Consider the following 25135-nt stretch of genomic DNA (forward strand, 5'->3'; position numbering starts at 1 on the left):
GTGCCTTTTTTCGTTGGAGTGAGTTATACATGACCGAGTCTGCCCTTGCCAATTTGCCCGAATGGGACCTGAGCGATCTTTATCCGTCCCGTACCTCGCCGGAACTTGTTGAGGATCTGGACACGGCGGCGCGGGATGCAAAGGCCTTCGCCGAGCAGTACAAGGGTAAGCTGACCTCCCTTGATGGGCAGGAGCTTTACCTCGCCATCGCCAAATATGAAGAAATTGGCGAGCTGGAAGGCCGGATCATGTCCTACGCCTATCTTGTCTATGCGGGCGATATGTCGGACCCTGATATCGGCAAGTTCTTCCAGACCATGCAGGAGAAAATCAGCGCCATCGGTACTGATCTTTTATTCTTCACGCTGGAACTCAACCGGATCGAGGAAGACACGCTACAGGCGATGTATGAGGGGAGCAGCCTCAAGAAATATGAGCCTTGGCTGAATAATGTGCGGGCGCTCAAGCCTTACCAGCTTTCCGACGAGATCGAGAAGCTCTTGCATGAGAAAGACATTTCGGGCCGAAGCGCCTGGGTGCGCTTGTTCGATGAGACCGTGGCGGGCCTCAAGTTCGAGGTGGATGGCGAGGAAATGGCCTCTCAGCAGGCCTTGCACCTTCTGTCCAGCCCGAATGCGGAAATCCGTAAGAAAGCCGCGAAAAATATCGGCAAGGTTTTCGGCGAAAATGTCCGGCTCTTTTCCTTGATCACCAACACGTTGGCAAAAGATAAGGCGATTGAAGATGAATGGCGCGGCTCCCCGGAGCCGGCCGCTATGCGACATCTCTCCAATCAAGTAGAGGCGGAGGTTGTTGACGCTTTATCCGAGGCTGTGCAGGCTGCCTATCCGACGCTCTCGCATCGCTATTATGCGATCAAGGCAAAATGGATGGGGCAGGACAAAATTGATTATTGGGACCGCAATGCGCCGCTCCCTGATTCCGATGATCGCATCATCCCATGGAAAGAGGCGCGGGATACGGTTCTGGATGCTTATGGGCGTTTTTCGCCGGAACTATCAGAACTTGGCAAGGAGTTCTTTGAAAAGCCTTGGATTGATGCGTCCGTGCGCCCCGGAAAGTCGCCAGGTGCCTTCGCGCATCCCACAGTGCCGAGCGTGCATCCATATCTCTTGCTCAACTATCAAGGCAATATCCGCGATGTGATGACACTCGCCCATGAACTCGGCCATGGTGTGCATCAGCTTCTGGCCGCACCGCAGGGTGGGTTGCTGGCCGATACGCCACTCACGCTGGCTGAGACAGCAAGTGTTTTTGGAGAGCAACTTACTTTCCGGGCGTTGCTGGAAAAAGAGGCCGATCCGGATAAACGGCGGATTATGCTGGCGGGCAAGGTAGAGGATATGCTCAACACCGTGGTGCGGCAGATCGCTTTTTATGAATTTGAGAAACGCCTGCATGATGCGCGGCGGAAAGAGGAACTCTCCCCCGACCAGATCGGCAAGATCTGGATGGAGGTGCAGAAGGAAAGCCTCGGCCCTGCGATCCGGCTGCATGATGAATATCAGTATTTCTGGAGCTATATCCCGCATTTCATCCATTCGCCCTTCTATGTTTACGCTTATGCGTTCGGGGATTGTCTGGTGAATGCGCTCTATGCCATCTATCAGGATGCGGAGAGCGGCTTTCAGGAGAAATATTTCGATATGCTGAAAGCAGGCGGCACGCTCCGGCATAAGGAATTGCTGGCGCCGTTCAATCTTGATGCATCCGATCCCGCATTCTGGTCGAAGGGCCTTAGCGTGATCGAGGGCTTTATCGATGAATTGGAGGCGCTCTAGGCGCAGGTATTTCAGCTTTTTATTGCATCGCACACGACATTCTGTTGCCCGACGGGCATTTTTCGGTATATTTCAGGTCAAATTAAAACAGTACCGAAATAGACGAGGGGTTTGTTGTTATGCATGAAAACGGAAGTATGGACATTTCAGCCCAGAAGGAAAGCTTCAATGCTTTCATCAAGCTGTTCAAATATGGCACCATTTTTCTGGTGATCCTGTTGATCCTGATGGCGATTTTCCTGACCTAGTGGATAAGCGGGCTGCCTTGTGCGCGGCCCGCATCATTCTCTGGCGCGGCGGGGCGCCTGTCATTCCTGCATCAAATAACAGACAAGAGGATCGATTATGAAGATCGCCATCCCCCGGGAGCGTCGGGAAAATGAAAAGCGCGTCGCGGCATCGCCGGACACCGTGAAAAAATTCGTCGGTCTCGGCGCAGAGGTCATTATCGAGACAGGCGCAGGCAATGCCAGTTCCTTTTCCGATGCGGATTTTGAGGCCGCGGGCGCAAAAATCGCCGCCGATGAGGCCGCTGCGCTGAAAGACGCCGATATTGTCCTGAAAATTCAGCGCCCCCTGACCAAGGATGAGGGTGAGGATGAAATCGCGCTGATGAAGAAGGGCGCGACCCTGATCGGGCATCTCGCCGCCCTTCAACATAAGGATTTGGCGGCGGCTTATGCGAAAGCAGGGATCACCGCGATCTCGCTGGAGCTGCTGCCGCGCATCAGCCGCGCGCAGTCCATGGATATTCTTTCCAGCCAGTCGAACCTCGCAGGGTATAAGGCCGTGCTGGACGCAACGGCGGAATATGGCAAGGCGCTGCCGATGATGATGACAGCGGCCGGGACTATTGCGCCCGCCAAATGCTTCATCATGGGCGTCGGCGTTGCCGGACTTCAGGCGATTGCCACCGCCCGCCGTTTGGGTGCCGTCGTGACGGCAACAGACGTGCGTGCTGCCACGAAAGAGCAGGTCGAGAGCCTCGGCGCGAAATTTGTCATGGTCGAAAGTGATGAGACCGGCGAGACGGAGGGCGGCTACGCCAAGGAAATGAGCGACGACTACAAGAAACGCCAGGCGGAGCTTGTGTTCGAACATATCAAGAAGCAGGACATCGTGATCACCACGGCGCTTATTCCGGGGCGCACCGCGCCGATTTTGATTACGGATGAAATGCTCGCCGTGATGAAGCCGGGATCGGTCATTGTTGATCTCGCGGTTGAGGCGGGCGGGAATGTCACCCAGTCGAAACCGGGCGAGGTTGTGACGACGGATAATGGCGTCAAGATCGTCGGCCATCTTAATGTGCCGAGCCGACTTGCCAGCGACGCGTCATCATTGTTCGCGAAAAATCTTTTCAATTTCCTGAACCCCATGATCGACAAGGAAACGGGGAATTTGAACCTGAACTGGGAGGACGAGCTTGTTCTCGGCACCGCGCTCACCCGCGATGGCAACATTATCCACCCGCAACTAACTGAGGGAGGGAACTGATTATGGATATGGTAGATCCAACCGTTTTCCGGCTGGCGATTTTTGTGCTCGCCATTTTTGTTGGCTATTACGTGGTCTGGAGCGTGACACCCGCTCTGCATACGCCGCTGATGGCTGTGACGAACGCCATCTCCTCGGTGATTATCGTCGGTGCGCTGATTGCAGCGGGCCCGGCAGAGGTAAACCTCGCCAAGATTTTCGGCTTTATCGCCATCGTGCTCGCCTCGGTCAATATCTTCGGGGGATTCCTCGTGACCCAGCGGATGCTGTCCATGTACAAGAAAAAACAGAAATAAGGGGGACGATCCGTGTCAGCTAACTTTACGGCGCTTGCCTATCTGATCTCCGCCATTCTTTTCGTTCTGGCGCTGCGTGGTCTGTCCTCACCGGACAGCTCCCGGCGCGGGAATATCATGGGCATGGCCGGTATGGCCATTGCCATTATCGTCACCATCCTGCGTCCCGATGTTGTTTCCTATGAGTGGATCATCGGTGGTATCGTCGTTGGCGGCGCCATCGGTGCGGTGATTGCCCAGCGCATCGCCATGACCGCCATGCCGCAGCTTGTCGCGGCGTTCCATAGTCTCGTCGGCCTTGCCGCCGTGCTGGTTGCCGCGGCCGCCTTCTATAACCCGGACGCCTATGGCATTCTCGGGGCAGGGGGTGAACTGACGGTTCTCTCCCGGATCGAGATGTCCATTGGTATCGTGGTCGGTGCGATCACCTTCTCCGGCTCCATCATCGCCTTCACCAAGTTGCAGGGGCTCGTCTCCGGTAATCCGGTCACCTTCCCGGGCCAGCATTTCGTCAACCTGTTGATCGGTATTGCCATCGTCGGTCTGATCATCTGGTTCTGCGTCGATCTTGATCCGCGCATTTTCTGGGCGATGACCTTCCTGGCCTTCCTCATCGGCTTCCTGATCATCATCCCGATCGGCGGCGCCGATATGCCGGTGGTGGTCTCGATGCTGAACAGCTATTCCGGCTGGGCGGCGGCGGGTATCGGCTTCACGCTGGAAAACACCGCGCTGATCATCGTCGGCGCGCTGGTCGGCTCCTCGGGTGCGATCCTCTCCTACATCATGTGTAAGGCGATGAACCGCTCCTTCTTCAGCGTCATCCTCGGCGGCTTCGGCGGCGATACGGCAGCGGCCGGTCCCGACAAGGGCGACCGTCCGTACAAGGCGGGCTCTGCCGATGATGCGGCCTTCATCATGAAGAATGCCGGCAAGGTCATCATCGTGCCGGGCTACGGCCTCGCGGTGGCGCAAGCGCAGCATGCCCTGCGCGAGATGGTCGATGCCCTGAAAGCGGAAGGGGTCGAGGTTGTCTATGCCATTCATCCGGTCGCGGGCCGTATGCCCGGCCATATGAATGTGCTGCTGGCCGAGGCTCAGGTTCCCTATGACGAGGTGTTCGAGCTGGAGGAAATCAACTCCGACTTCTCCGGTGCCGATGTGGCGCTGGTGGTGGGGGCGAACGACGTGACCAACCCGGCCGCGCGCGATGACCCGTCCAGCCCGATCTACGGCATGCCGATCCTCGATGTGGACAAGGCGCGGACGGTGCTGTTCGTGAAGCGATCCATGTCGTCCGGTTACGCCGGTATCGACAACGATCTTTTCTACAAGGACAACACCATGATGCTCCTCGCCGACGCGAAGAAAATGGTCGAGGATATCACCAAGGCGCTATAAAAACCGCGCCACCCAAAACAAAAGCCGCTGGTGAGAGCCAGCGGCTTTTTTGTTGCTCGGTATTTTAATTAATAGTATAAAATATTAAAAATTCTATCAGGTGTGGTGGTGAGATTAAAAAAGTTCTTAATTGTTATTTTGGTAATTTGCGCAATTTTTTAGTCGATTTTTTACTGGCTGGATTAGCAAATCTGTTAATTCTCGCGAATGACGCTGACTTCGAAGAAGAATTTTCAAAGGTAGAGTTGGACTATACACCCATAAATGACGAGGTTTTCGGAAAGAAAGTGTGCTCGTTTAAGTACAAATTCTTTATTTATGGTTATCAAACGTGTTTTAGGCCGCGCGGGATTTTAGGACGTGAGAGTTCAGAGGTAGGATATGTTTATGTATATCATAAGCCGCGCCCGAAATTAGCACTTTTGTTTCGCGGTGATGGGCCTGATAATTATTACTTTAGAGAAAATTATCTAGGCGAAGCTACCAAGTTTATTCCGAAAATTGATGATCAAGGTATGAAATAAAAAACTTGCAGAAACACGCGGCTTTTTCTTCGAGTTGAACTTGGTGAAACAATGAATATAAGCATAGTGCTCAGCATACTACTGATCATAGTAATCGCATTTATGGCAGTAAAAATTATCAGAGAGCTTGGATACTATCGCTCAGTGAAATGGGATTTTTCGAGAGATCGCCATCACGTTCCTCGCTTTATTAGGCTTTTGTCGGAGTATTTTGGCATTGCAGTAGGGTTGTGTAAGTTGCTTATACTAGCATCAGTTTTGATTATGTTAATTGCAATACTCAAAGACGTCGGCGGTTAGTTGATTGGAAAATAAATTGATATCCAGTGAGGAAAAAAAATTCACTTACGATCCAGATGAAGATACGATTTATCTGATTGATGATCCGTCGATCAGTCTGAAAATTATAGGGTTTCGGCCGGAACAGGGGTTTGTCTGGGTGCTGGGGTATCGGGGCAGAAAAATCGGTCTGACCACCCTGGATCAGGACGGGACGAAATATTTTCCGGAAAAGGCGGAAGATGGATCGAACATCAGAATTATTGCCGATATCGGGGTTTATGTAAGCCGTGGAAGTCGGCGCCCCCCTCTTGCTCCGTCCTTTTATTTTAGGAACCGGCAGGAGCTGGAAGAAACTTTGGGCGTCATTCAAAAGGTTTTCTCCGTCTTGCCGGACGATAACAAATTTGAAAAAGGCACGGGAAGCGGAAAGCTTCGCTTTTCAAACGGCATGCTGGAGAGGATTGAAAACGGGGCCTATATCCGGTGAACGAACTCCCTTTTACCCTGATCATAATGGCAGTGAACTTTGTGATAGTCGTTATTTGGTATCAGCAGCTTGTCAGGGAGTTACTAAAGGCAGGAGTAGATAGGGAAGAGCTGGCCATTGCTAAGATATGGCTGCTTCAATACAAGAGAGCCTCGAATGACGTTAAAGGGGCGTTGGTTAAATTTTATTGCAAGCTGTTTGTGTTGTTCCTGGTGTCATTAGCTCTAAAATTCATTGTTGGTTTTCAATAGAGTCTGTCGCCTTTTGTGATCCGGCGCGCTTGACCTTCTCCGCGAAAAGCTCATTTCCCTAGAGCGTGATTAACGAAGGATTTTAGCGATGCGTATTTTCACCGATGACCGGCTTGTCACTCAATGAAAATATATCCTATAATGGAATATGATATGAATTAAAACATGCATAAATATTTTTTTGAGTTCAGTTGTTTACGGATCGTAACATGCGCAGAATAGTCTCATCCTTCCTCTTGTCCTGTCTCTTTCACCTTCCCGCTGTCGCGCTCGCCCATGATAATACGGCGCCGCTGGCGGGGGAGGAGGCGTTTACACCTCCCACGGTTTATGAGCAATTGCTGCGCGCATTAATGCCGGATGCTGAAGCCTCGGCGACCATAACAGTTGATGGGAATTATCGATTGATCCAGGGGAATGGATATCCCGACTATACGCCGGGGAATTTCCCAAACGCCCACAACCCGAATGCGATCCGCAAAAAGAATTACCAACTGCGCGTCCCGCTTAATCCTGTTATGGGGGCGCCGCGGGCAACAGTGCGCACGCCCTTTGGCATTGCACTCAATGGCGTTCTTTTCGATCCGGGCACAGCGGAGTATTGGCGTAATGACCGAAATTCAGGTTGGAATTACGAGGCGCTTGGCGGTGCCTGCCAGCTTGGCCTCGATTTCAGTAATGCGCATGTCCAGCCAAACGGCGCCTATCATTATCATGGCTTGCCGACAGGCTTGCTCGATAGATATGCCTATCGCAACAGCCCGGCGCTGCTTGGGTATGCAGCGGACGGTTTCCCTATTTACGGGCCCTATGGATATAAGAAAGCCGATGATCCGGCGAGCAGTATGACGCAACTGAAGCCGGGCTACCGGGTTAAATCCGGCACTCGGCCGAGCGGGCCGGGCGGTGCATATGACGGCGTATTCGTTCAGGACTGGACCTATGATAAGGAACTGGGCGATCTTGATGAATGCAATGGCCGCGTCGGTGTCACGCCGGAATATCCGGACGGCACCTATTACTATGTGGTTTCCGGCGAATATCCCTTTATTCCGCGCTGTTGGCGCGGGACGCCGGATTCAAGTTTTGCCGCCTTAAAGGGAGGGCCGGGAGGCCGACCCCCTGGCGCTGGCGGCAATCACCAACCGGGTGGGCGCCCGCCTCAGGGGGGGATGGGGGGACGGCCGCCAATGGGCGGGGCGCCCTGCCAAGGAAGCTGAGAATTATATTTATGTCGCTTTCTTGATTTTTTCCGCGAATGGCGCATGTCCTAGTGAGAGGGGCAGCCAATAAGGAAAAGTCATTATGCGCATTTTATTGATCGGCGTGGCGTTGTTAATGCTCGCGGCCTGTCAGACGACGACGGCGGAGCAGGACCCGAACCTGATGTGCTGCACCTGGGGCAATAACCAGCATCCGTAAGGACGCTGGGGCTTCGCCTTAATAGAGATTTTCTTTATAGGCGACTTCCAGATAGGCGTCGGATTGTTCTGCGTCCATGCCGGCGATCTGGTCGGCGAGTACCTGGCCAAGTGTCGGGAAGACTGATCGTTCAACCTTGGTTTCCGGGTCCCAGAGTTTCGAGCGGATCAGCGCCTTTGCGCAATGCATATAGGCGGACGTGACTTTCACCAGCAGCACAGAGCGGGGCAGCTTGCCATCGACCGCATGGGCCTCCATCAACTCAGGGTCGAGGCTGATCGTTGCCGTTCCGTTGATGCGCAGGGTCTCGTTAATTCCCGGCACCAGGAAGATCATGCCGACGGCAGGATTGCGAAGGATGTTGAGCAGGCTGTCGAGGCGGTTGTTGCCGGGCCGGTCGGGAATGGCGAGCGTATTATCGTCCAGCACCGTGACAAAACCCGGCGCATCTCCGCGCGGGGAGGCGTCGGCCGTCCCGTCGCTGCCATCGGTACTCAGCACGAGGAAAGGGGACAGCGCGATAAAGTTGCGGCAGTGTTGGTCGAGTTTCGGAATTTCCTTCTGCACGGCGCGCTCCGCCGGTTGCTTATAGACGCTGTATAATTCCTCGATGGTGGTGATATTATGTTTTGTCATAACCCGAATTCCCGCATTCTCTTTTTTCAGACTTTATCGCCCGCTTTTTGTAATAATTTAATTCTGATCAATTACGACGGATTGGTAAAGGGTTATCGTACAAAGATTATCCCGCAAGATTTAGGAGCGTTCCCGTGTTTTATGATCGTTTTACCCGTTTCCTACACCTACTCTTTGCTTTCGGCATTGTCGCCCAGCTGTTGATCAGTGAGTGGATGGTTCATCCAAGGCCGGACAAGGCCGGTAACTTCCTGTATGAGGTTCATGAAAAAGTCGGCATTGCAATCTTTGCTGTGCTTGTGGTCCATTGGCTCTGGTCGTTCGTCCGCGGTGGCCCTGTGTCGTTGGGAGAGCTTTTCCCGTGGTTTTCAAGCGCTCACCGGTCTGTGCTCTGGCAGGATATCAAGCGATATATGCGGGCAATCTTCACCTTTCGCTTGCCACCGGCCAATGAGCCGAGTCCGCTTGCCGGAGCTATTCAGGGACTCGGGCTCCTGATCGCGACAGGACTTGCGGGGACGGGAACATTGATTTTCTATAATGTGGGAGAGAACTGGCAGTTCAGCAGTTGGCTCAGTCTTGTGAAGGAAGTGCATGAACTTCTCGGTCCGGCGATGTGGGCTTATCTCGTTGTGCATGTTGGCGCTTCGGTCCTGCATGAAATTTTCGGCCACCGGATCATTCATTCGATGTTCAATTTTCTCAAAAAAAACCCGGACAGCTGACGCGGACCGGGTTCTTCTCTGTATGGCAGTCGTGTTTAGCTGGCCATGGAGCGGATGTCTTTGAGGACTGATTCCACTTCCTCGCGCAGTTTGGAGGAGAATTGGGTGAGTTCACCAACAGAGCTCAGCAGTTGCGTCGCGCTTTCACCTGACACCGTTGCCATATTGGAGACATCAAGGACCGAGCGGGATACTTCGCCGGTGCTGGACGAGGCCTGCTGCACATTCTGGGTAATTTCCAGTGTGGCTGCGTTCTGTTCCTCGACCGCAGCCGTCATGACCTGAACCGTTTCGTCAATCTGCACGATCATTTCCTCGATCCGCTTGACAGCTTCCACGGCTTCTGTGGTGGCGGATTGCATTCCGTCGATCTTGCGGGTGATTTCCTCGGTCGCGTTGGTGGTCTGGGAGGCCAAACCTTTCACTTCCGATGCCACGACGGCGAAGCCTTTTCCGGCCTCTCCGGCGCGGGCGGCCTCAATCGTGGCGTTGAGCGCGAGTAAATTGGTTTGCGACGCGATATTATTGATCAGCTCGATAACATTGCCGATTTCACCGGCGGAAACCGCAAGCTTGCCGACAACGATATCGGTTGATTCCGCAACTTGCATCGTCTCCTTGGAGAGTGTCGCGGAGACATTCACCTGACGGCTGATTTCCTGCAAGGAGGCAGAAAGCTCCTCCGCCGCTGAGGCAACACCGCTTACGTTGCCGGCTGCCTGCTCGGCGGCGGAGGCGATTGCGGTTGAGTGACGGTCCGTATCGGCGGCACTTGTCACCATGCTCTTGGCTTTTTCTTCCATGGTCTCGGCGGAGCCCATAATTTGCTGCGCGACAGTGTTGACCGTGCTTTCGAGTTTCTGGGCGAGTGCCTGAGCGAAGCTCACACGGTCTGCGGTGGATTTTGCGGCTGCTTCTTCATCGCGACGCTTCTCTTCTTCCGCGCGGGTCATTTCCTCGCGGCGACGCTCTTCTTCGGCGGCGGCTTTTTCTTGGGCGTCCTTTTCGCGCTGAACTTCCAGGGCCTTGACCTTTTCGGCATTCGCCTGGAATACCTGTACAGCGCGGGACATATCACCCACGTCGTCTTTGCGTTCCAGTCCGTCGATCGTGATGTTGCTGGCACCATCCGCAATGGAGAGCATGGCCTGCGTTAGTTGGGTGAGCGGGCGACCGATGAAGCGGCCCAGCAAAAATCCGGTGAGCAGCATAATACCAAGAAGGACGGCCCCGGTCAGCAGAAGCTGTTGTACCAGGTTTGCGGACAACTGCTCGTTAAGTTGATCGAGGCTCCATCCGAAGGCGGCAAAGCCCACAAGTTCTCCTTTTGCGGAAGTGACGGGAGTCAAGATGATCTGGTGAGATCCCGTGTTTTCCGAAAATACTTCGCCTTTTTCAAGCGCGGCTTTATGCTCTGACAGCAATTCCGTCAAACCAGGCGCGGAGGCGAGTGTCTCTGAATGATATTCGGTAACTATGGCGCCTTCGCTATCGAAGGTAAGAATATCGGCGAGAACGGAACCGTCTTTCGACGCCATCTCGTGATACACTTCAGCAACCTTGTCGGTTTTTTTCCATTTCAAACCACCTGAAAGCTGCTCGGCCATCAATTGCGAAATAGTGAGGTTATTATCTATCGCCAAATCTTCCATGGCGTGGCGCTGGTTTTGTAGTCCCAGATAGACAAGGAGCGAGAGACCCATCAAGGTCGTCGCAAATACAACAAGTAGAATTTTGCGACTGACGGTCATCTTGACTGCAAAAGATTTTTTGTCTTTCGCAGCCAGGTTATTCACGTCAGTTTCGTTCGTTGGGCTCTCTACGCTCATCTTGTGCGTCATCCTTATTTATTCTTGGTGAGGACTATTGGAGATATCTATTCCAGCATCTCAACATTGACACCAACCGTTACGGCGCCGATGGCCTTGCCGGTGCTTGGATCAACAACCGCAATACTAACCTGTGACTGGTATGTCTGGGTGGATTCATCAAACTCAACTTCGTCTATCAGAACGCCTTCCGGTCCGATGCCATATGATTGCTGCCATTTGGCTTCATCGCCCTGCCAATAGTCAGAGGTGATGTCGCTCTGGCCAACATTGAGGCCCTTCATGTCCATGACAAAAATTTCTGTGTATTTGCCCTCGGCCTTTTCTTTAACGCCTTTAAGATAGGTCGACAGGCTGTTGGAGAGAACCGCGTTAATCATCTTCTGATCACCACCTTTGGTTTCTGCGCGCCATTTCTTGTCCTGCGTATCAATGTCACTCTGGCTAAGTGAGATGGACGTTTCGTTTTGTCCTTTGACTGCGCTGACCACTTCGTCGGACTGTGACCAGCCACGAATTTCAGTATCAATCAGGTTGGCGACAGCGACTTTGTAGTCCTGGGCGAGGGAGGGTGTCGGCAGTCCTGCAAAAAATGCGATAACAGCGACAGAGGCAATTAGAGTGCGGATCATTATCAAGGCTCCATTTAGGTGTATCATTTTTAACTATTTTATCAATCAGTGCTGGCTTGCCGGGTGCGACAATAAAACCAAGTATTCAAATACTGGCGATGAAGTGTTTATTTATAGTTAATTGGTAATATATTTCGCCCAGCGATTCCCAAGATATTTCTGCGAGGTGGGTGCTTAGGCAACCTGACGCCGGGCTTCCTTGGGAAAGCTCACGGTTACTTTCGTGCCCGTACCGAATTCACTTTCGATATGAAGCTGCCCGTGATGTGCGGCAACAAAGGATTTAACAATCGAAAGACCAAGACCGACGCCTTCATGGGTAATGTCGGAGGATCTATGGCCCTTGACGAAAGGTTGCGTGATGTTTGGCAGCTGGTCGTGCTTGATCCCGTCGCCGGTATCCTGAACCTCGATAATCACATCGGTTTCTGTGACTGACGCGGAAACGGTGATTTTGTCTCCGGCATGGGAGAATTTGATCGCGTTGGTCAGCAAATTCAGGAATATCTGGCGCATGGCTGTTTCATCGGCGCTGATCTCCGGCAGGGTGCTTTCCGTAAACAGCTGAACCATAATTCCTTGTGTGGCGGCACGATGGCGCACGGATTTAACGCAGTCGGCGAGCAGATGCCGGACCGAAACCGGCTCCAGAATCAAATCGCGCTTGCCCAGTTCAATCGCGGAAATATCGAGTACTTCATTGATGAGCGTCAGGAGATGCCGGCCACTTTGATTGATGTCCTTGGCATACTCCGAGTATTTTTCATTGCCAAGCGATCCGAAATACTGTCCGACCAGAATGTCGCTGAACCCGATAATCGCGTTGAGCGGGGTCCTGAGTTCATGACTCATGGTGGCGAGGAATTTTGATTTGGCGAGGTTGGCATCTTCTGCCTTCATAAGCGCCTCTCTCAGCGCTTCCTCGGCCTTCTTGTTGGCACTTATATCCGTGATCGAGCCGCCGACCGCGATGACATTTCCTTCATCATCCATGATCGGGAACATTTGCGCGAAGGTCGGGCGGTCGCCGATGCTATTCGTCGGGCTTACATATTCCCGCTCGACCATTTTCTTGCTGTCGATGATTTCCTTTTCCTGCTCGAGAACCTTCTGGGCATAGTCCTCGGAGAAAAATTCATATGTATTATGCCCGCGAATTTCACGGCCTTCCGGATTAAACCATTCATGCCACTGGGAGTTGACATGCAGGTAATTCCCTTCCGTGTCCTTGATGATGATGGCGGACGGGGAGTTTTCGATAAAAGTCCGGAACAGCTTGTCGCTCGCCTTGACATGGATCTGGCGAACCATGGCGAGATGGATGAGGTAGGCGATGGCAATCGAGAGCAGGATCAGCGTCACAAGGACAATCTCATCCACCATGCTCTGATGGGCGGCGAGGGTCTCTGCGGTGGGGACCAGGCTGATCGCCCACACCCGGTTCCCGACGATGATCCATTTATGGAAGACAGTGTCGGAGTCCCACTCCGTCGTCGGGTCGAGCGTGCCGAATAAAAGCTCGTCCCGGTCATAGATCATCACGTTATATTTTTTCAGCAGGCTGTTCGGCATCGCCCCCTTGATCAGGGGTTCGCTGCGGAAAACAATATTCACGAAGCCGACCAGCCGCTCCAGTTTGATCACCGGGATATAGGCGGTAAAGCCCATGCCGCCCTGCGCCAGCTCAATCGGCGAGGTGATCTGCAGGCGGCCGGTTTTCTCCGCCGCCGCGATTGCCTTTGCAGGCGTGGCAAGCTTTCGGATATCGAGATTGACCGCGGCCTCATTGCCTTTCAGCGGCGTGACCCAGCGAATAACCCCCATGGAGTCGACCCAGTTGATTGCCTGAAAATCCTTAAACAGGTCATACAGGTAGGACGCCTGGGTAAGGAATTCCTCGCGGCCGTTAATATCCCCCTTGGCGAGGGAGCTGCGGATTTGCTGGCCGATGGCGAGGCGGGTCGTGATATGGCTCTCCAGCCGCGCTGCGAAATTACTGAGGTCGCCGCGCGCTTCCGTGATATGGCCCTGTGACTCCCGTGTCGGGGTGAGGGCCCATGCCAGAACGACAAGCAGGATCATGGCCACACCAATGGCAATAGGCACACCGATTGTATAGCGCGTCAGACGGCCAACAACTCGTCGCAGATTATTCGGATCCTTGAAGCTTTTCATCCGATCCATTCTAGTAAATAAGCCCTTAACAAACCTTAAACAACTTTCGGCAGTTTTTACGGTTTCCTAAGGTTTCCGCGACGTAAAAAGCGGCACTCAGGCGGGGTGAGTTTCTTTCAGCCCGATCACATCGCGATAGAGGAAGGACGCGGTGGAGACCGTAATCGCGATGATAATGACCGAGGCAATGACATTCACGATCCCGATGGCGAGGACAATCGTGGTGGTCGAGCCGAAACCCGCGGCGATCAGCCCCGCGAGCAGGGCAGCCGCGCCCATCGGCACGACAAAGATCATCATGGCGAGCAACGCGCCCAGAATGAAGGAGAATATGAGCGTCAGCCCCTCTTGCACGAACAGGCCGCCGTCAATCGGCTGGTCAAGCGCGATGGCCGGATAGAAGAAGGCGAGCATGGCACTCGCCAGGATGACGAGGACGAACGCCACGATTATCGCCGCCGTATCGGGCAGCACCTCGACGAGCATGGAGACGATCAGGAAGGAGGCAACGCTCACCACCACGATCAGCGCGCCGAACTTGATCTCGCGCAGGCCGAAGGAAAGGGCGAAGCCGCGCTTCTCCCGCTCGGCGGGGAGCAGGGAATAACGGTGCCAGGCGACGGCGAAAATCGCATAGAGAAAGGCCTCGATCACCTGACCGGCAATGGCGAAGGACGCATTGGTGAGATAGTTGATAAAGGTCACCACGCCCATCGCAATCACAATCGGCAGGCCGCGCATAAAGCAGGGCCCCGCATTCTGGATCACAAAGATTGTCGCGGCAATCACGGCCTTCGGCACAGTCAGCAGATTTTCCAAAATAACCCTCGCGATTGTTGTATGGCAACGCTTTCGCCTTGCAGATTATCGTATTGCGACGCGGATGGATAGAGGGAAGGGGGATTATTGAGGTGTTGTTGCCCCGGCTTCCTCCTGCAACCCGATTACGTCGCGATAAAGAAAGGACGCTGTGGACGCAGCAACGGCGAGGGTGAGGAAAGTAATAAGTTTTTGAAAAACGACAATCAGCACGGCTTGGCTAAGATCGCCGGGAATATATGTTAGGACAAGATAACCGAATCCAACTGTAAGGGCGGCAGGTACAAAGAAAAGCGCAACTGCCATCAAAGCAGCGAAGAGAAAGGAGAAGAACAGGCGCAAGCTATTATATAGGAACCATCCTGCATTGATCGGCTGATTGAGTGCAATGGCTGGATAGAAAAAGAGAAGAAGGTTCGTGCAAAGTAAAACAATGACGAAGAATATGAGGGTTGCAATCCCTTCCTGAAATGCTTCGGAAAGTGCGTTCTGAGACAGCACAAAGACGACACCTGCCGCCAGAAAGAGCGCCCCGAATTTTAGTTCCCGCAGTCCGAAAGCGCCAACAAAACCTTTCTGCGCATTTTCCGAGGAAAGAACGCTGTAGCGATGCCATGAAACCATAAAAATCGCGTAGACGAATGTCATGAGAGCTGCAATGGCATAGCCTAGCTCGGTCGAGAGAAACCCCATTAGAATTTCAAGTACGCTCGCCAATAAAATTATGGATAAAGAACGGAACAGGAATGGCTTGAAATTCCGAGCCACAAACGCAATGGCCGAAAGCGTTGCTTTCGGCACGGTCAGCAGATTTTCCAAAACACCCCTCGCGATTTTTAGGCGACACCCGTTTTGCCTTGCAGATTATCCTATTGCGACGCGGATGGATAGAGAGGAATGGGGGGGGTAGTATAACGGGATTTATAATACTAGAAACATGACATTTGATTGTATATTATAAATAAGCAAGAATTCCATTCAATAGAGGGTAAATGGCCTATTCCTCGCAGAAATTCCTACTGGATGATTTGTCGAAGACATTGTTTCCTATGCAAACAACTAAAATTTTGGTTGAATCTGGCTTTGATAAACTTAAAAACTATGGGAAATCAATAGCCTATGATCCAGAGGAGGACGGAAATTTTTTGCCGCAGAAAAGAGTAAACGGTATCAAGAAAGGTCTTCATTTAAGGCGAACTATAAAACTCGATCCCGTTGCTGAAGTATTCCTTTATGATTTAATTTATCGTAATCGCAATTTCTTCAAGGCGAAAAAGAAAAAAAATCGGCTAAATTTTGGCTATCATTTTTCTAACAGTACGCCGGTGTCATCTGTTGCGGCATATAAAGAATTTAAGGACAACATTTCTATCAACGAAATGTGGTATGAGCACTATGCGTCGTTTGACGTGTCTTCATATTTCAATCATTTGTATCATCATGATTTAGTACAGTGGTTTGATGAGCGTGGGGCAGATGAAAAAGACGTTCAGGCTTTTGGGAAGTTTTTAAGAGAAATTAATTCTGGTAGGAGCACGGATTTCTTACCACAAGGCATTTATCCAGCAAAAATGATTGGCAATGATTTTTTGAAATTCATTGAAAGCTCGGGTCAAACGAATTGTGAACAAATTTTGAGATATATGGATGATATCTATTTATTCTCTGACGATGAGTCAAAAATAAAGCATGATTTTCTATTAATACAAGAATTGTTAGGTTTAAAAGGGCTTTCCATCAACACTGAGAAGACAAGTTTTGACGAGAAACCAAGTGAAGAAGTTGATGAGAAAAAAATTAAACTGCTTCGACGGCGAAGGCGGGTAATTTTTGTTTCTGGAATTGATGATGAAGATTTATGGAGCGATGATGATGACGTTATAGATCAAATTGATAGTGATGATGTCGCTTATCTAAAGTCACTTTTGTCAGAAGAGCATATAGAAGAGGATGATGCCGAACTTGCTCTATCAGTTATGAGAGATAATACTGAGGAAGTGTATGAATTTCTTGAGAATATATTAAAAGATTTCCCCAACTTATCGAAAAGTTTTTACTACTTTTGCAACCACGTAGAAGATAAAGGCTTTCTTTCAGAGCTTGTTTCCAATGCGATAAAAAATGATGTTATCCCTGAATTTCAGTTGTTCTGGTTAGGCGTTATTGCCGAAAATCACCTTCATGGGACCGAAAAATATGGCGAAATATTATTAAGTCTGCTGAATCATCCTTCCGCTACCATAATTTCACGTGCGAAAATTCTGGAAATTCCCGAAAAAGAATTTGGATTAGTGGAAGTAAGAGAAGAAATACTTAGGTCTGGGCAGTCAGATTGGCTTTCTTGGGCCGCGGCCGTCGGATCGTTAAGCCAAAAAAAATCGGCGCGAAATTATGCACTTGGATATTTCATGAATGGCTCCAAAATGAACAAAGTTATTGGCGAAATCCTTAAAGGGATAAAGGACTAATTGACAGCCTTCATTGCCTTTATTGTACGTCAATATTGACTTTTTACAAAATCTATACTAGTATATAGGCCTTCCCTAATCGTGACAAACTTTTGTCTTTTATGCGATCAGGCGAGCGGAAGCCGCGCAAGATTTCTCCGGCGCGGTTCCGTGTCGGCGGGAGGATCTCAGGCAGTTTGGGGACGGTGATCCCCCAGGCGCTTGAGGCCGACGGTTTGAAGGACTGCGAGGACAGCAACGGCTATGGCGAGGATCTCGACCACCCAGCTGCCCTCCACCGTCAAATGGCTCTGGAACAAGAGGAGTACGAGTCCACTCCCGACCACCCAGGCAACGTCGGCGGCAATGATGAGCTTGGCAAACAGCGGATTTATATTTTTCCGCGTGACCGTCCAGGCGACATCGGCGGCGAAGAGCACTAAGCCCACCCCAAGCGTGTAGAGGATCCATGGAGCGATCCCCGTCCAGCGCGCGAGCGGGTCCGCGAAGGCGAGCGCCACCCCTCCGGTTAGAAGCGACGTCCCGGCATTGATCAGCAGGGTGTTCCGTAGCAGGTTTGACTTAACCATCATCTTGATCTCCTTTCAGTTGGGCCGACCATGGTGGCCACTGGAAGCAGGATGGCGGGGAGAGGTTATCTTCTCAATTACCTTGATGGTAATGTTCCTGATCTTTAATTCGGGGTATTCTGGATGCCGGATTATCGAGAAAGGAAAGAAGATGACTGCGTCTGCCTTGCAAACCCCGGTGCCCGAGCTCGGTCGGCTCTTGAAGCACTGGCGGCAGGTTCAGGGAATGAGCCAGCTCGATCTCGCGCTAGAGGCGGGAAGTTCGGCCCGGCACCTGAGCTTTATTGAGACCGGCCGCTCAAACGCGAGCCGGGAGATGGTGCTGCGCCTGTCGGAGGCGTTGGCGCTTCCCTTGCGGGAACGTAACCGGCTGCTGAATGCGGCGGGCTATACCGCGGCCTATCATGCGCGCTCGCTCGATGATGCCGGGTTCGACAAGGTGCGCGAGGCGCTTGATTTTATGCTCCAGCAGCAGGAGCCATACCCCGCGATTGTCATGAACCGTAATTTCGATGTGCTGATGATCAACGGGGCGGGGGCGAAGATGCTCGCGCTTTTGGGGCTTGCGGCGGGCGACGGGAAGGGGCCGCCGAATACGCTCCGGTTGATGCTGCACCCCGATGGCCTGCGCCCGGTCATTCGCGACTGGGAACGGGCGGCGGGCCATCTGATCGAGCGGGCGCATCGGCAGCTGAAGGGCGCCGAAGAAAATGACCCGCTCCGCCAGTTGCTGGCCGAGGTTTTGAGCTATCCGGATATTCCAGAAAGTTTCGCCGTGGAAAACCCGTCCGCCGATGCGCTGCCCGTGTTGCCGCTGGAATTTGAGTATGGCGGCAATGTCCTGTCCTGGATCACGACAGTCGCGAGTTTCGGAACCCCGCAGGATGTGACGGCGGAAGAAATTATGGTGGAGAGTTTTTTTCCGGCGGATGAGGCGACGGATAATCTGATCCGCGCGCTCATGGCGGAGGCGGGGAAATAACGCCGTTATCCCGAGATTACGCTAAAAACGCCAAAAGCCGCAAACCGGAGCCCCGGTGCGGCTTTTTGAATTCTGTACCCCGGCGAACCGGGAGGCGCGACTTAGCCTTCGCGCTGCATCCGCTTGCGGGCGAGCTTGCGGGCGCGTCGAATGGCTTCCGCTTTCTGGCGGGCGCGCTTTTCGGACGGCTTTTCATAGGCGCCCCGGAGCTTCAGCTCACGGAAGATGCCTTCGCGTTGCATTTTCTTTTTCAGCGCACGGAGCGCCTGGTCTACATTGTTGTCACGTACAGAAACTTGCACAGTTAATCGTGCTCCTATCTAATCGTCTAAAGTTAAAACCGGTACGGAGTGGCGCGGGTTTAGCACGCTTGCATTCCCCTGTGAAGGGGGAAACCGCATTTTTAAGGTGAATTCCTTAAAGAAAAGAGTAAATAACATAAAAGACACGAAATTGGAAGGGCTTATGGCAATACGCGACATTCTGAAAATGGGCAATCCGATCCTGCGGCTGCCGGCGGAGCCGCTCACGCCGCCCTTCGGCGATGATATATATCAGCTGGTCGAGGATATGCGGGACAGCCTTGAGGCCGTCGGCGGGGTCGGCCTTGCCGCGCCGCAGATCGGCGTCTCGAAATCCCTCGTCATCTTCGAGGTCCCGGCCGAGCGGGTCGAAATGGAGGAGGGGGACATGGCGGAAAGCGTCCCCTCCACCGTACTGATCAATCCCAAGATCGAGCCTCTTTCGGACGAGACGGAACTCGGATGGGAGGGCTGCCTCTCGGTTCCCGGAATGCGCGGTCTTGTCCCGCGTCACACCCATATCCGCTATAGCGGCCTCGGCCTCAATGGCAAGGACATCAGCGTCGAGGCGCGCGGCTTTCACGCCCGCGTCGTGCAGCATGAATGCGACCATCTTTTCGGCATTCTCTATCCCGAACGGATGACAGACATGCGCTATCTGATGTATGAAAGTGAGGTGCAGGCCTTTATGGAGGATCTGCGCGAGAAATCCGAACCGGCGGAGGAGGAGGCATGAGCAAAAAGCAGGCAGAGACCGAGAAGGAATGGCAGACGCGCCTGCTGGACGCGGTGCTGCCCCATGTCCTGTTCGACGGGTGGAGCCGCAAGGCCATGAAGGCCGCCGCCGCGGACCTGGGGGAAGATGTCTCGACCCTCGATCTCGCCTTCCCGGACGGCGCGGTGGATATGATCCGTCTCTTTATCGAGAATGCCGACGACGCGATGGAGGCGGAGCTTCAAAAGCGCGATGTGCTGAGCCTGAAAATACGCGACCGTATCACGCTGGCCATCAAAGTCCGGCTGGAGCTTTATGAGCCGCATAAGGAAGCGGTGCGCCGCGCCGTCAATATCCTCGCCCTGCCGCAGAATGCGGCGCTGGCCCTCAAGCTCACCGCCAATACGGTGAGCCGCATGTGGTGGGCGACGGGGGATAGCTCTGCCGATTATAACTGGTACACCAAGCGCCTGACCCTCGCGGGCGTTTACGGTGCGACGCTGCTCTACTGGCTCGCCGACAAGTCCGAGGGGCACCACAAGACATGGGAGTTCTTGGGCCGCCGCATCGAGAATGTCATGCAGATCGAGACCGCCAAATTCAAATGCCGCGAACGCCTCAAACAAAAACCCGACTTTTCGCATATGCCGAGCGCGAAGCGCTTTTGGCGGAATTTAACGGAGCGGTGAGGGGTGGGGCTATTTGAAGATTGATGGATTTATTTATTTCAGTATACTACAAGAGCTGCGCTAGGAGCTTCGAATGAGGTCACCGGCGTGGCAGCTATTTACTATCTTATTATTCCGAATTCATCGCGGCCATAAGCATTTTTAACCATTATTTTCTCTAATATATAGAATGAGTTATCGAGGCCGAGGGCGGTTTTGGAAGGAATTGGCTGCTCACGGCGCAATAGCGAATACGCACACGCATCTGCCGCTTGGACAAAGATCGATTTATTTGAGTTCCTATAAACTATGTCCTCTAGCAACCTGTCTGTTGGTAGGTTCATAGCCGTATTGCCGTCTTCCCAATTTCCAAATTGGCTTTGGATAAAGTTATGAATACCAATTCTCCTTTTAATCGCATCATAGCTTTTTCCTTCGTCACAAAAAACAACACATCTACTTCCTGCTTTGCTCATATTGACTTGTAAACGATTGAGCAGATATTCGAACGCTCTATCTTTTTCTTTTCGAGACACACAAGCATTTATTAGTTGTGCGCTTGGCAGTAGGGCAATGCCGGAAAGATAATAATCAAATAGTCGCGCTCGTCTTTCTTTACTAATTGGAAATTGAGCTATCTTGCCTTTGCCTGCCAACCAGTCCGTTGAATGTATTTCCTTTGTTACATACACCCCGTCGGATACCCGCATGCTCCGACGTACTTCTAGTAAATGTTGAATAGACGTTCTCCACTGATCAGCAGGTATGATTAATGCTGAAAAACAAGCAACGTCGTTATCTCCTGAGTCATCGATATATACGAAGTGCATTTTGGCTTTTTGGGAATCCCGTTAGATATGTTTAGAGGTGCTTTTTTAGCCAATCAGTGGCCTTTTGATTGAAGCCTATCCAACATGCTTCGCCAGTTAGTGCGCCAACAAAAAGATTGTCGTTGCTATCCAGACAACCTTTTAGATTATTTACAATATCCTCTGCGCCACTGTCAGTAGCGATAATCCAAACTGAGCCTTGCATATGAAAGTATGCGTCATATGCCTTTAGTTTTTTTTCAAGGCATTCGTAGTTTTGTCCTGCCTTGTGTAGATCATAGGTAACAATATAAGCCCTCACATTGTGCTCCTTTGCATTGAAGAATTGGTCAATATGATCAATGTAAAATAGAGCAAAAAAGCGGAAAAAGCTATCAATTATAGTAAATAATAAATATTAAACTATTTAAAGTGTTGATTTAACAATAAAAAAAGGGCCGGAGAACCGGCCCTTTTTGCTTGTGCCTGTCTAGGCGTCTGGTGTTAGCTGCTGGCGCCCTCGATCACATATTTCTTCTCGTGGGCCAGCCCCATATAGAGGCAGACGCACATGGCGAGGAGGACGACCGTGAAGGGCAGCCCGACCGTGATTGCCGCCGCCTGCAGCGCGGTGAGGGCATCCGCCCCGCCGCCGAACAGCAGCGCCGCCGCGACAATCCCCTCGATCACGACCCAGAAGATCCGCTGCACCACCGGCGCATCGACCTTGCCGCCCGCCGTGATCGCGTCGATCACGAGGGAGCCGCTGTCCGATGAGGTGATGAAGAAGACCAGCACCAGCACGATCCCGATGGAGGAGGTGATGGTGGCGAAGGGTAAATTCTCCAGCATATGGAACATGGCAAGTTCCACCGATTCCAGCCCGCCCGCGAGGGAGCCGACACCGTTCTGGATCTGGTCAAGGGCGGAGCCGCCGAAGACGCTCATCCACACCAGGGTCACAATCGTCGGGATGATCAGCACGGCAATCAGGAATTCCCGCACCGTCCGGCCCTTCGAAACCCGGGCGATAAACATGCCGACGAACGGGGACCAGCTGATCCACCAGGCCCAGTAGAACACTGTCCAGCCCTGCATCCAGGCCTCATCCTCGCGGCCGATGAAGTTACTGTAGGCGACGATCTGGCCGAGATAGCCGATCAGCGTGTCGCCCATGGTCGCGATAATCACCGCCGTCGGGCCGACAATAAAGACGAACAATAGCAGAATGGCCGCAATGCCCATATTGATGTTCGAGAGCAGCTTCACCCCGCCGTCAAGGCCACGAATGACCGAGAAGAGCGCGAGCGCCGTGACCACGATAATCACCGCAATCTGGGTGTTGATCCCGGCCTCGAACCCGAAGAGATAGGCGATGCCGGCCGAGGCCTGCTGCGCGCCGAACCCGAGCGATGTCGCGAGACCAAAGAGCGTCGCCAGCACCGCCACCGTGTCCACCACATGGCCGAAAAAGCCCCATGAATGATCGCCGATCAGCGGATAAAAGGCCGAGCGGATGGTCAGCGGCAAGCCCTTGTTATAGGAGAAAAACGCGAGCGACAGCGCCACAACCGCATAAATTGCCCAAGGGTGCAGTCCCCAATGGAACATCGTCGCACTCATGGCGAGGTCTGCCGCGGCTGGGGTGCGCGCCTCCACGCCGAGCGGTGTCTCGTACCAGCCGGTGTAATAAGCGGTCGGTTCCGCGACCGACCAGAACATCAGGCCGATGCCCATGCCCGCCGCGAACAGCATCGCGAACCAGGACGGGCGGCTGAACTCGGGCTTCGCGTCCTCCCCGCCGAGGCGGATCTTGCCGACGGGCAGCACGATCAACGCGAGGCAGAAGATAACGAAGATATTGCCTGCCAGCATGAACAGCCAGTCAAAGGCCCCGATGGACCACCATTTCGCACCGTCAAGCGCACCTTTCGCGGCACCGGGCGCTAAAAGGACCCCGACCACGAACAAAATGACCAGGCCGGAGGAGACCCAGAACACCGGGTGATGCACATCCATCCCCCAGCGTTGCAGATTACTCTGCCCCACCTCAAAATCTGTTTCATATAAGTCTTCGCTCATATCTTATCCCTCTCTTTCCGATCTTGGCACATTATGGTTAATTACTATCGGAACGAAAAAGATACTTCCGCCAATTCTAATAAACCCGATTAAATCCGACAGATTCTGTTCAATTGCAGCCCCATGACGACACCTCATAGCAGGTCATGGGAAGGGCAGGCAAGGGGCGGCCCGGTTTCTATTTCGCGTGAGGGGGACGGGGCAGGCCTGTTTCCAGTGGCGATTTGCGCGGGATAGATTTCGCTTTCCCGGCATGGGTAAATCCGCTTATTCTCTCTCAAAAAAGGAGGGCGGATGGTGGGCAAACTCTATTTCTCGGATATAAACACGGGCGATTTATTCGCCGGCGCAACCGTGACAGTGGATCGGGAGGAGATGCTCGATTTCGGGCGGCGCTTCGATGATCAGCCGATGCATTATGATGCCGCCGCGGCAAAGGCGCTGGGGTTTCCGGATGTGGTTGCCTGCGGCGCCTATACCTTCGCCCTCTCCTCCAAGGCAGCGACCCATGTCTGGCAGCAATGGCATTTCCTGCCGTCTGGTCTCGGGGTGCAGCTTGATTTCCTGGCGCCTGTCTTCGCGGGCGATGTGCTCACCTCCGAGATGGAGGTGCTGGACACCCGGCTTAGTTCCAAACCGGGACGCGGCTGGCTTGATACCATCCTCCGCTGCACCAATCAGAACGTGGAGGTGGTCTTCACCACCAAGGCGCATTTCCTGCTTCGGGAGCGCCCTGGCGGGACGGAGAAATAAAAAAAGGCCGTCCAGCGGGAGTAGATCGCCGGACGGCCAAGGTAAGGATCATGGAAGGGAGACTTCAACATGACCCGCGGGAATTCTTAGAACGAACGGGACAAAGCCACGGCGAAGATGCCGCAAGCGTCATCACACTGGCTGCTCGGCAGGTCTGTATCGGTCCAGCCTGCACTGAGGCCGAAACCGGCAACCTCAGTGGAGATGCTGATGCCGTAATCGGTATAATCGTCGGTGCCCCAGGCGGCGTTATCGTCAATTGCCTGATAGCCGACGGAGCCGCTTAAAGTGAAATATTTGCCAAGCGGAATATCTATGCCGCCATGGGTGTAATAAGCATCGCCGCTTTCACCGAAATATTCGGGGGAGTAGTTGAGACCGGCATTTACAGCCATGAAGCCGAAGTCATAGCCGATGGACGGCGCAATCTCGAAGAAATCGTAATTCAGGCTGCTGTCCGCACCGGGATAGGTGTAATAGATCGCCGAGAGATCCCAGCTGAACATATCAACGCTGCCGCCCACACCGGCATAATAGTCAATCTCAATCGTGGCGTCCGAGAATTTCACATTCGACGCCCATATCCCTGCGCTCACCGCGACCGGACCAAAGTCATAGGAATAATCGAAACCACCTTGGACAGCGGGATTATTGCCTGTTTGGGAGATACCACGGAATGTGTAATCGGACGTTAGGGAAATGTTGGCTGAAAATTCACCGGGAATGTCGCTTTCCTCGATCAGAGACTCAGCATTTGCCATAGAAACGACACCTAGAGAGATCATCGGGATAATCAGGAAATTTAACTTTTTCATTTACGTAGTCCTTACAAGACGCTGGTTGATGAAAGATTTATTGCAACCGCCGTGCCAATTATTAAAATTGTGTTAAATCAAATACTTAGTCTGATGACCGTGTGAATGATGCTGCGCCGCCGCATAATTTTTCAGCAAAAATTGCTGCAATGCACAAATTGTGGTGAATTTTTAGGCAGCAAGCATCTGGCGAT

At 52.7% G+C, this 25135-nt stretch carries 24 protein-coding genes and 1 pseudogene; 13 read left to right on the top strand and 12 right to left on the bottom strand.

The genetic code is table 11. The features are described 5' to 3' along the window. The first annotated feature begins 29 nt into the window (after positions 1-29). From LKE13_RS12215 to LKE13_RS12245, 7 genes and pseudogenes are all read left to right on the top strand, one after another. The gene (locus LKE13_RS12215) at positions 30-1802 is read left to right on the top strand and encodes a M3 family oligoendopeptidase (RefSeq protein WP_227951649.1); all 1773 of its coding nucleotides are present in this window, start codon (positions 30-32) and stop codon (positions 1800-1802) included. 119 nt (positions 1803-1921) lie between these two features. Continuing rightward, on the top strand, positions 1922-2050 hold the full coding sequence (locus LKE13_RS12220) for an aa3-type cytochrome c oxidase subunit IV (protein ID WP_227951650.1): 129 nt from the start codon (positions 1922-1924) through the stop codon (positions 2048-2050). 97 nt (positions 2051-2147) lie between these two features. Beyond that, positions 2148-3299, top strand: coding sequence for a Re/Si-specific NAD(P)(+) transhydrogenase subunit alpha (locus LKE13_RS12225; protein WP_227951651.1), 1152 nt, complete (start codon positions 2148-2150; stop codon positions 3297-3299). A gap of 11 nt (positions 3300-3310) precedes the next feature. Continuing rightward, positions 3311-3595, top strand: a pseudogene (locus LKE13_RS12230) (NAD(P) transhydrogenase subunit alpha); the annotation flags it as partial. 12 nt (positions 3596-3607) lie between these two features. Then, complete coding sequence (locus tag LKE13_RS12235) at positions 3608-4996, top strand: NAD(P)(+) transhydrogenase (Re/Si-specific) subunit beta (protein WP_227951652.1); 1389 nt, start codon at positions 3608-3610, stop codon at positions 4994-4996. 828 nt (positions 4997-5824) lie between these two features. Then, complete coding sequence (locus tag LKE13_RS12240; RefSeq protein ID WP_227951653.1) at positions 5825-6289, top strand: hypothetical protein; 465 nt, start codon at positions 5825-5827, stop codon at positions 6287-6289. A 460-nt stretch (positions 6290-6749) separates the two neighbouring features. Beyond that, positions 6750-7760: a YHYH protein gene (locus LKE13_RS12245; RefSeq protein ID WP_227951654.1), complete on the top strand. Its 1011-nt coding sequence runs from the start codon at positions 6750-6752 to the stop codon at positions 7758-7760. A gap of 220 nt (positions 7761-7980) precedes the next feature. On the opposite strand, the gene LKE13_RS12250 is transcribed toward LKE13_RS12245, so the two are convergent. Further along, positions 7981-8598 (bottom strand): pyridoxamine 5'-phosphate oxidase family protein, encoded by a 618-nt coding sequence (locus tag LKE13_RS12250; protein WP_227951655.1) that lies wholly within the window; start codon positions 8596-8598, stop codon positions 7981-7983. 134 nt (positions 8599-8732) lie between these two features. Here LKE13_RS12250 and LKE13_RS12255 point away from each other — a divergent pair, with 134 nt between their 5' ends. Further along, positions 8733-9323, top strand: coding sequence for a cytochrome b/b6 domain-containing protein (locus LKE13_RS12255; protein ID WP_227951656.1), 591 nt, complete (start codon positions 8733-8735; stop codon positions 9321-9323). Between the two features lie 35 nt (positions 9324-9358). On the opposite strand, the gene LKE13_RS12260 is transcribed toward LKE13_RS12255, so the two are convergent. The 5 genes from LKE13_RS12260 to LKE13_RS12280 form a co-directional block, all read right to left on the bottom strand. Beyond that, positions 9359-11152 (bottom strand): methyl-accepting chemotaxis protein, encoded by a 1794-nt coding sequence (locus LKE13_RS12260; protein WP_227951657.1) that lies wholly within the window; start codon positions 11150-11152, stop codon positions 9359-9361. Positions 11153-11199: 47 nt separating this feature from the next. Continuing rightward, the gene (locus LKE13_RS12265; protein WP_227951658.1) at positions 11200-11784 is read right to left on the bottom strand and encodes a hypothetical protein; all 585 of its coding nucleotides are present in this window, start codon (positions 11782-11784) and stop codon (positions 11200-11202) included. Positions 11785-11958: 174 nt separating this feature from the next. After that, entirely contained in the window at positions 11959-13968 is a 2010-nt protein-coding gene (locus tag LKE13_RS12270; protein ID WP_227951659.1) for an ATP-binding protein, read from the bottom strand. Positions 13969-14055: 87 nt separating this feature from the next. Continuing rightward, complete coding sequence (locus tag LKE13_RS12275) at positions 14056-14778, bottom strand: hypothetical protein (protein ID WP_227951660.1); 723 nt, start codon at positions 14776-14778, stop codon at positions 14056-14058. A gap of 84 nt (positions 14779-14862) precedes the next feature. After that, a complete protein-coding gene (locus tag LKE13_RS12280; RefSeq protein WP_227951661.1) occupies positions 14863-15597 on the bottom strand; it encodes a hypothetical protein in 735 nt (244 codons plus the stop codon). A 173-nt stretch (positions 15598-15770) separates the two neighbouring features. Here LKE13_RS12280 and drt5 point away from each other — a divergent pair, with 173 nt between their 5' ends. After that, entirely contained in the window at positions 15771-17246 is a 1476-nt protein-coding gene (gene drt5, locus LKE13_RS12285) for an antiviral reverse transcriptase Drt5 (protein ID WP_227951662.1), read from the top strand. Between the two features lie 167 nt (positions 17247-17413). Here the strand turns inward: drt5 and LKE13_RS12290 are convergent, their stop codons facing one another. Next, positions 17414-17818: a hypothetical protein gene (locus LKE13_RS12290; RefSeq protein WP_227951663.1), complete on the bottom strand. Its 405-nt coding sequence runs from the start codon at positions 17816-17818 to the stop codon at positions 17414-17416. Between the two features lie 148 nt (positions 17819-17966). On the opposite strand from LKE13_RS12290, the gene LKE13_RS12295 reads away from it, so the two are divergent. After that, complete coding sequence (locus tag LKE13_RS12295; RefSeq protein ID WP_227951664.1) at positions 17967-18797, top strand: helix-turn-helix domain-containing protein; 831 nt, start codon at positions 17967-17969, stop codon at positions 18795-18797. A 101-nt stretch (positions 18798-18898) separates the two neighbouring features. On the opposite strand, the gene rpsU is transcribed toward LKE13_RS12295, so the two are convergent. Further along, entirely contained in the window at positions 18899-19099 is a 201-nt protein-coding gene (gene rpsU, locus LKE13_RS12300) for a 30S ribosomal protein S21 (protein WP_161316574.1), read from the bottom strand. Between the two features lie 163 nt (positions 19100-19262). On the opposite strand from rpsU, the gene def reads away from it, so the two are divergent. Both def and LKE13_RS12310 read left to right on the top strand, forming a co-directional pair. Then, complete coding sequence (def, locus tag LKE13_RS12305) at positions 19263-19835, top strand: peptide deformylase (protein ID WP_227951665.1); 573 nt, start codon at positions 19263-19265, stop codon at positions 19833-19835. Then, positions 19832-20503, top strand: a complete 672-nt coding sequence (locus LKE13_RS12310) for a COQ9 family protein (protein WP_227951666.1) — start codon at positions 19832-19834, stop codon at positions 20501-20503. Before def ends, LKE13_RS12310 begins: the two co-directional genes overlap by 4 nt. Positions 20504-20604: 101 nt before the next feature. Here LKE13_RS12310 and LKE13_RS12315 read toward each other — a convergent pair whose 3' ends face one another. The 3 genes from LKE13_RS12315 to LKE13_RS12325 form a co-directional block, all read right to left on the bottom strand. Beyond that, positions 20605-21312 (bottom strand): DUF3800 domain-containing protein, encoded by a 708-nt coding sequence (locus tag LKE13_RS12315; RefSeq protein WP_227951667.1) that lies wholly within the window; start codon positions 21310-21312, stop codon positions 20605-20607. Between the two features lie 31 nt (positions 21313-21343). After that, complete coding sequence (locus LKE13_RS12320) at positions 21344-21613, bottom strand: hypothetical protein (RefSeq protein WP_227951668.1); 270 nt, start codon at positions 21611-21613, stop codon at positions 21344-21346. Between the two features lie 182 nt (positions 21614-21795). Further along, complete coding sequence (locus LKE13_RS12325) at positions 21796-23373, bottom strand: BCCT family transporter (RefSeq protein ID WP_227951669.1); 1578 nt, start codon at positions 23371-23373, stop codon at positions 21796-21798. A gap of 294 nt (positions 23374-23667) precedes the next feature. Between LKE13_RS12325 and LKE13_RS12330 the strand changes: the two genes are divergently transcribed. Beyond that, complete coding sequence (locus tag LKE13_RS12330; RefSeq protein WP_227951670.1) at positions 23668-24126, top strand: MaoC family dehydratase; 459 nt, start codon at positions 23668-23670, stop codon at positions 24124-24126. Positions 24127-24212: 86 nt separating this feature from the next. Here LKE13_RS12330 and LKE13_RS12335 read toward each other — a convergent pair whose 3' ends face one another. Continuing rightward, positions 24213-24941, bottom strand: a complete 729-nt coding sequence (locus tag LKE13_RS12335) for a TorF family putative porin (RefSeq protein WP_227951671.1) — start codon at positions 24939-24941, stop codon at positions 24213-24215. Positions 24942-25135: the final 194 nt, after the last annotated feature.

This window comes from Sneathiella sp. HT1-7 (assembly GCF_020731145.1).
Lineage (GTDB): Bacteria > Pseudomonadota > Alphaproteobacteria > Sneathiellales > Sneathiellaceae > Sneathiella.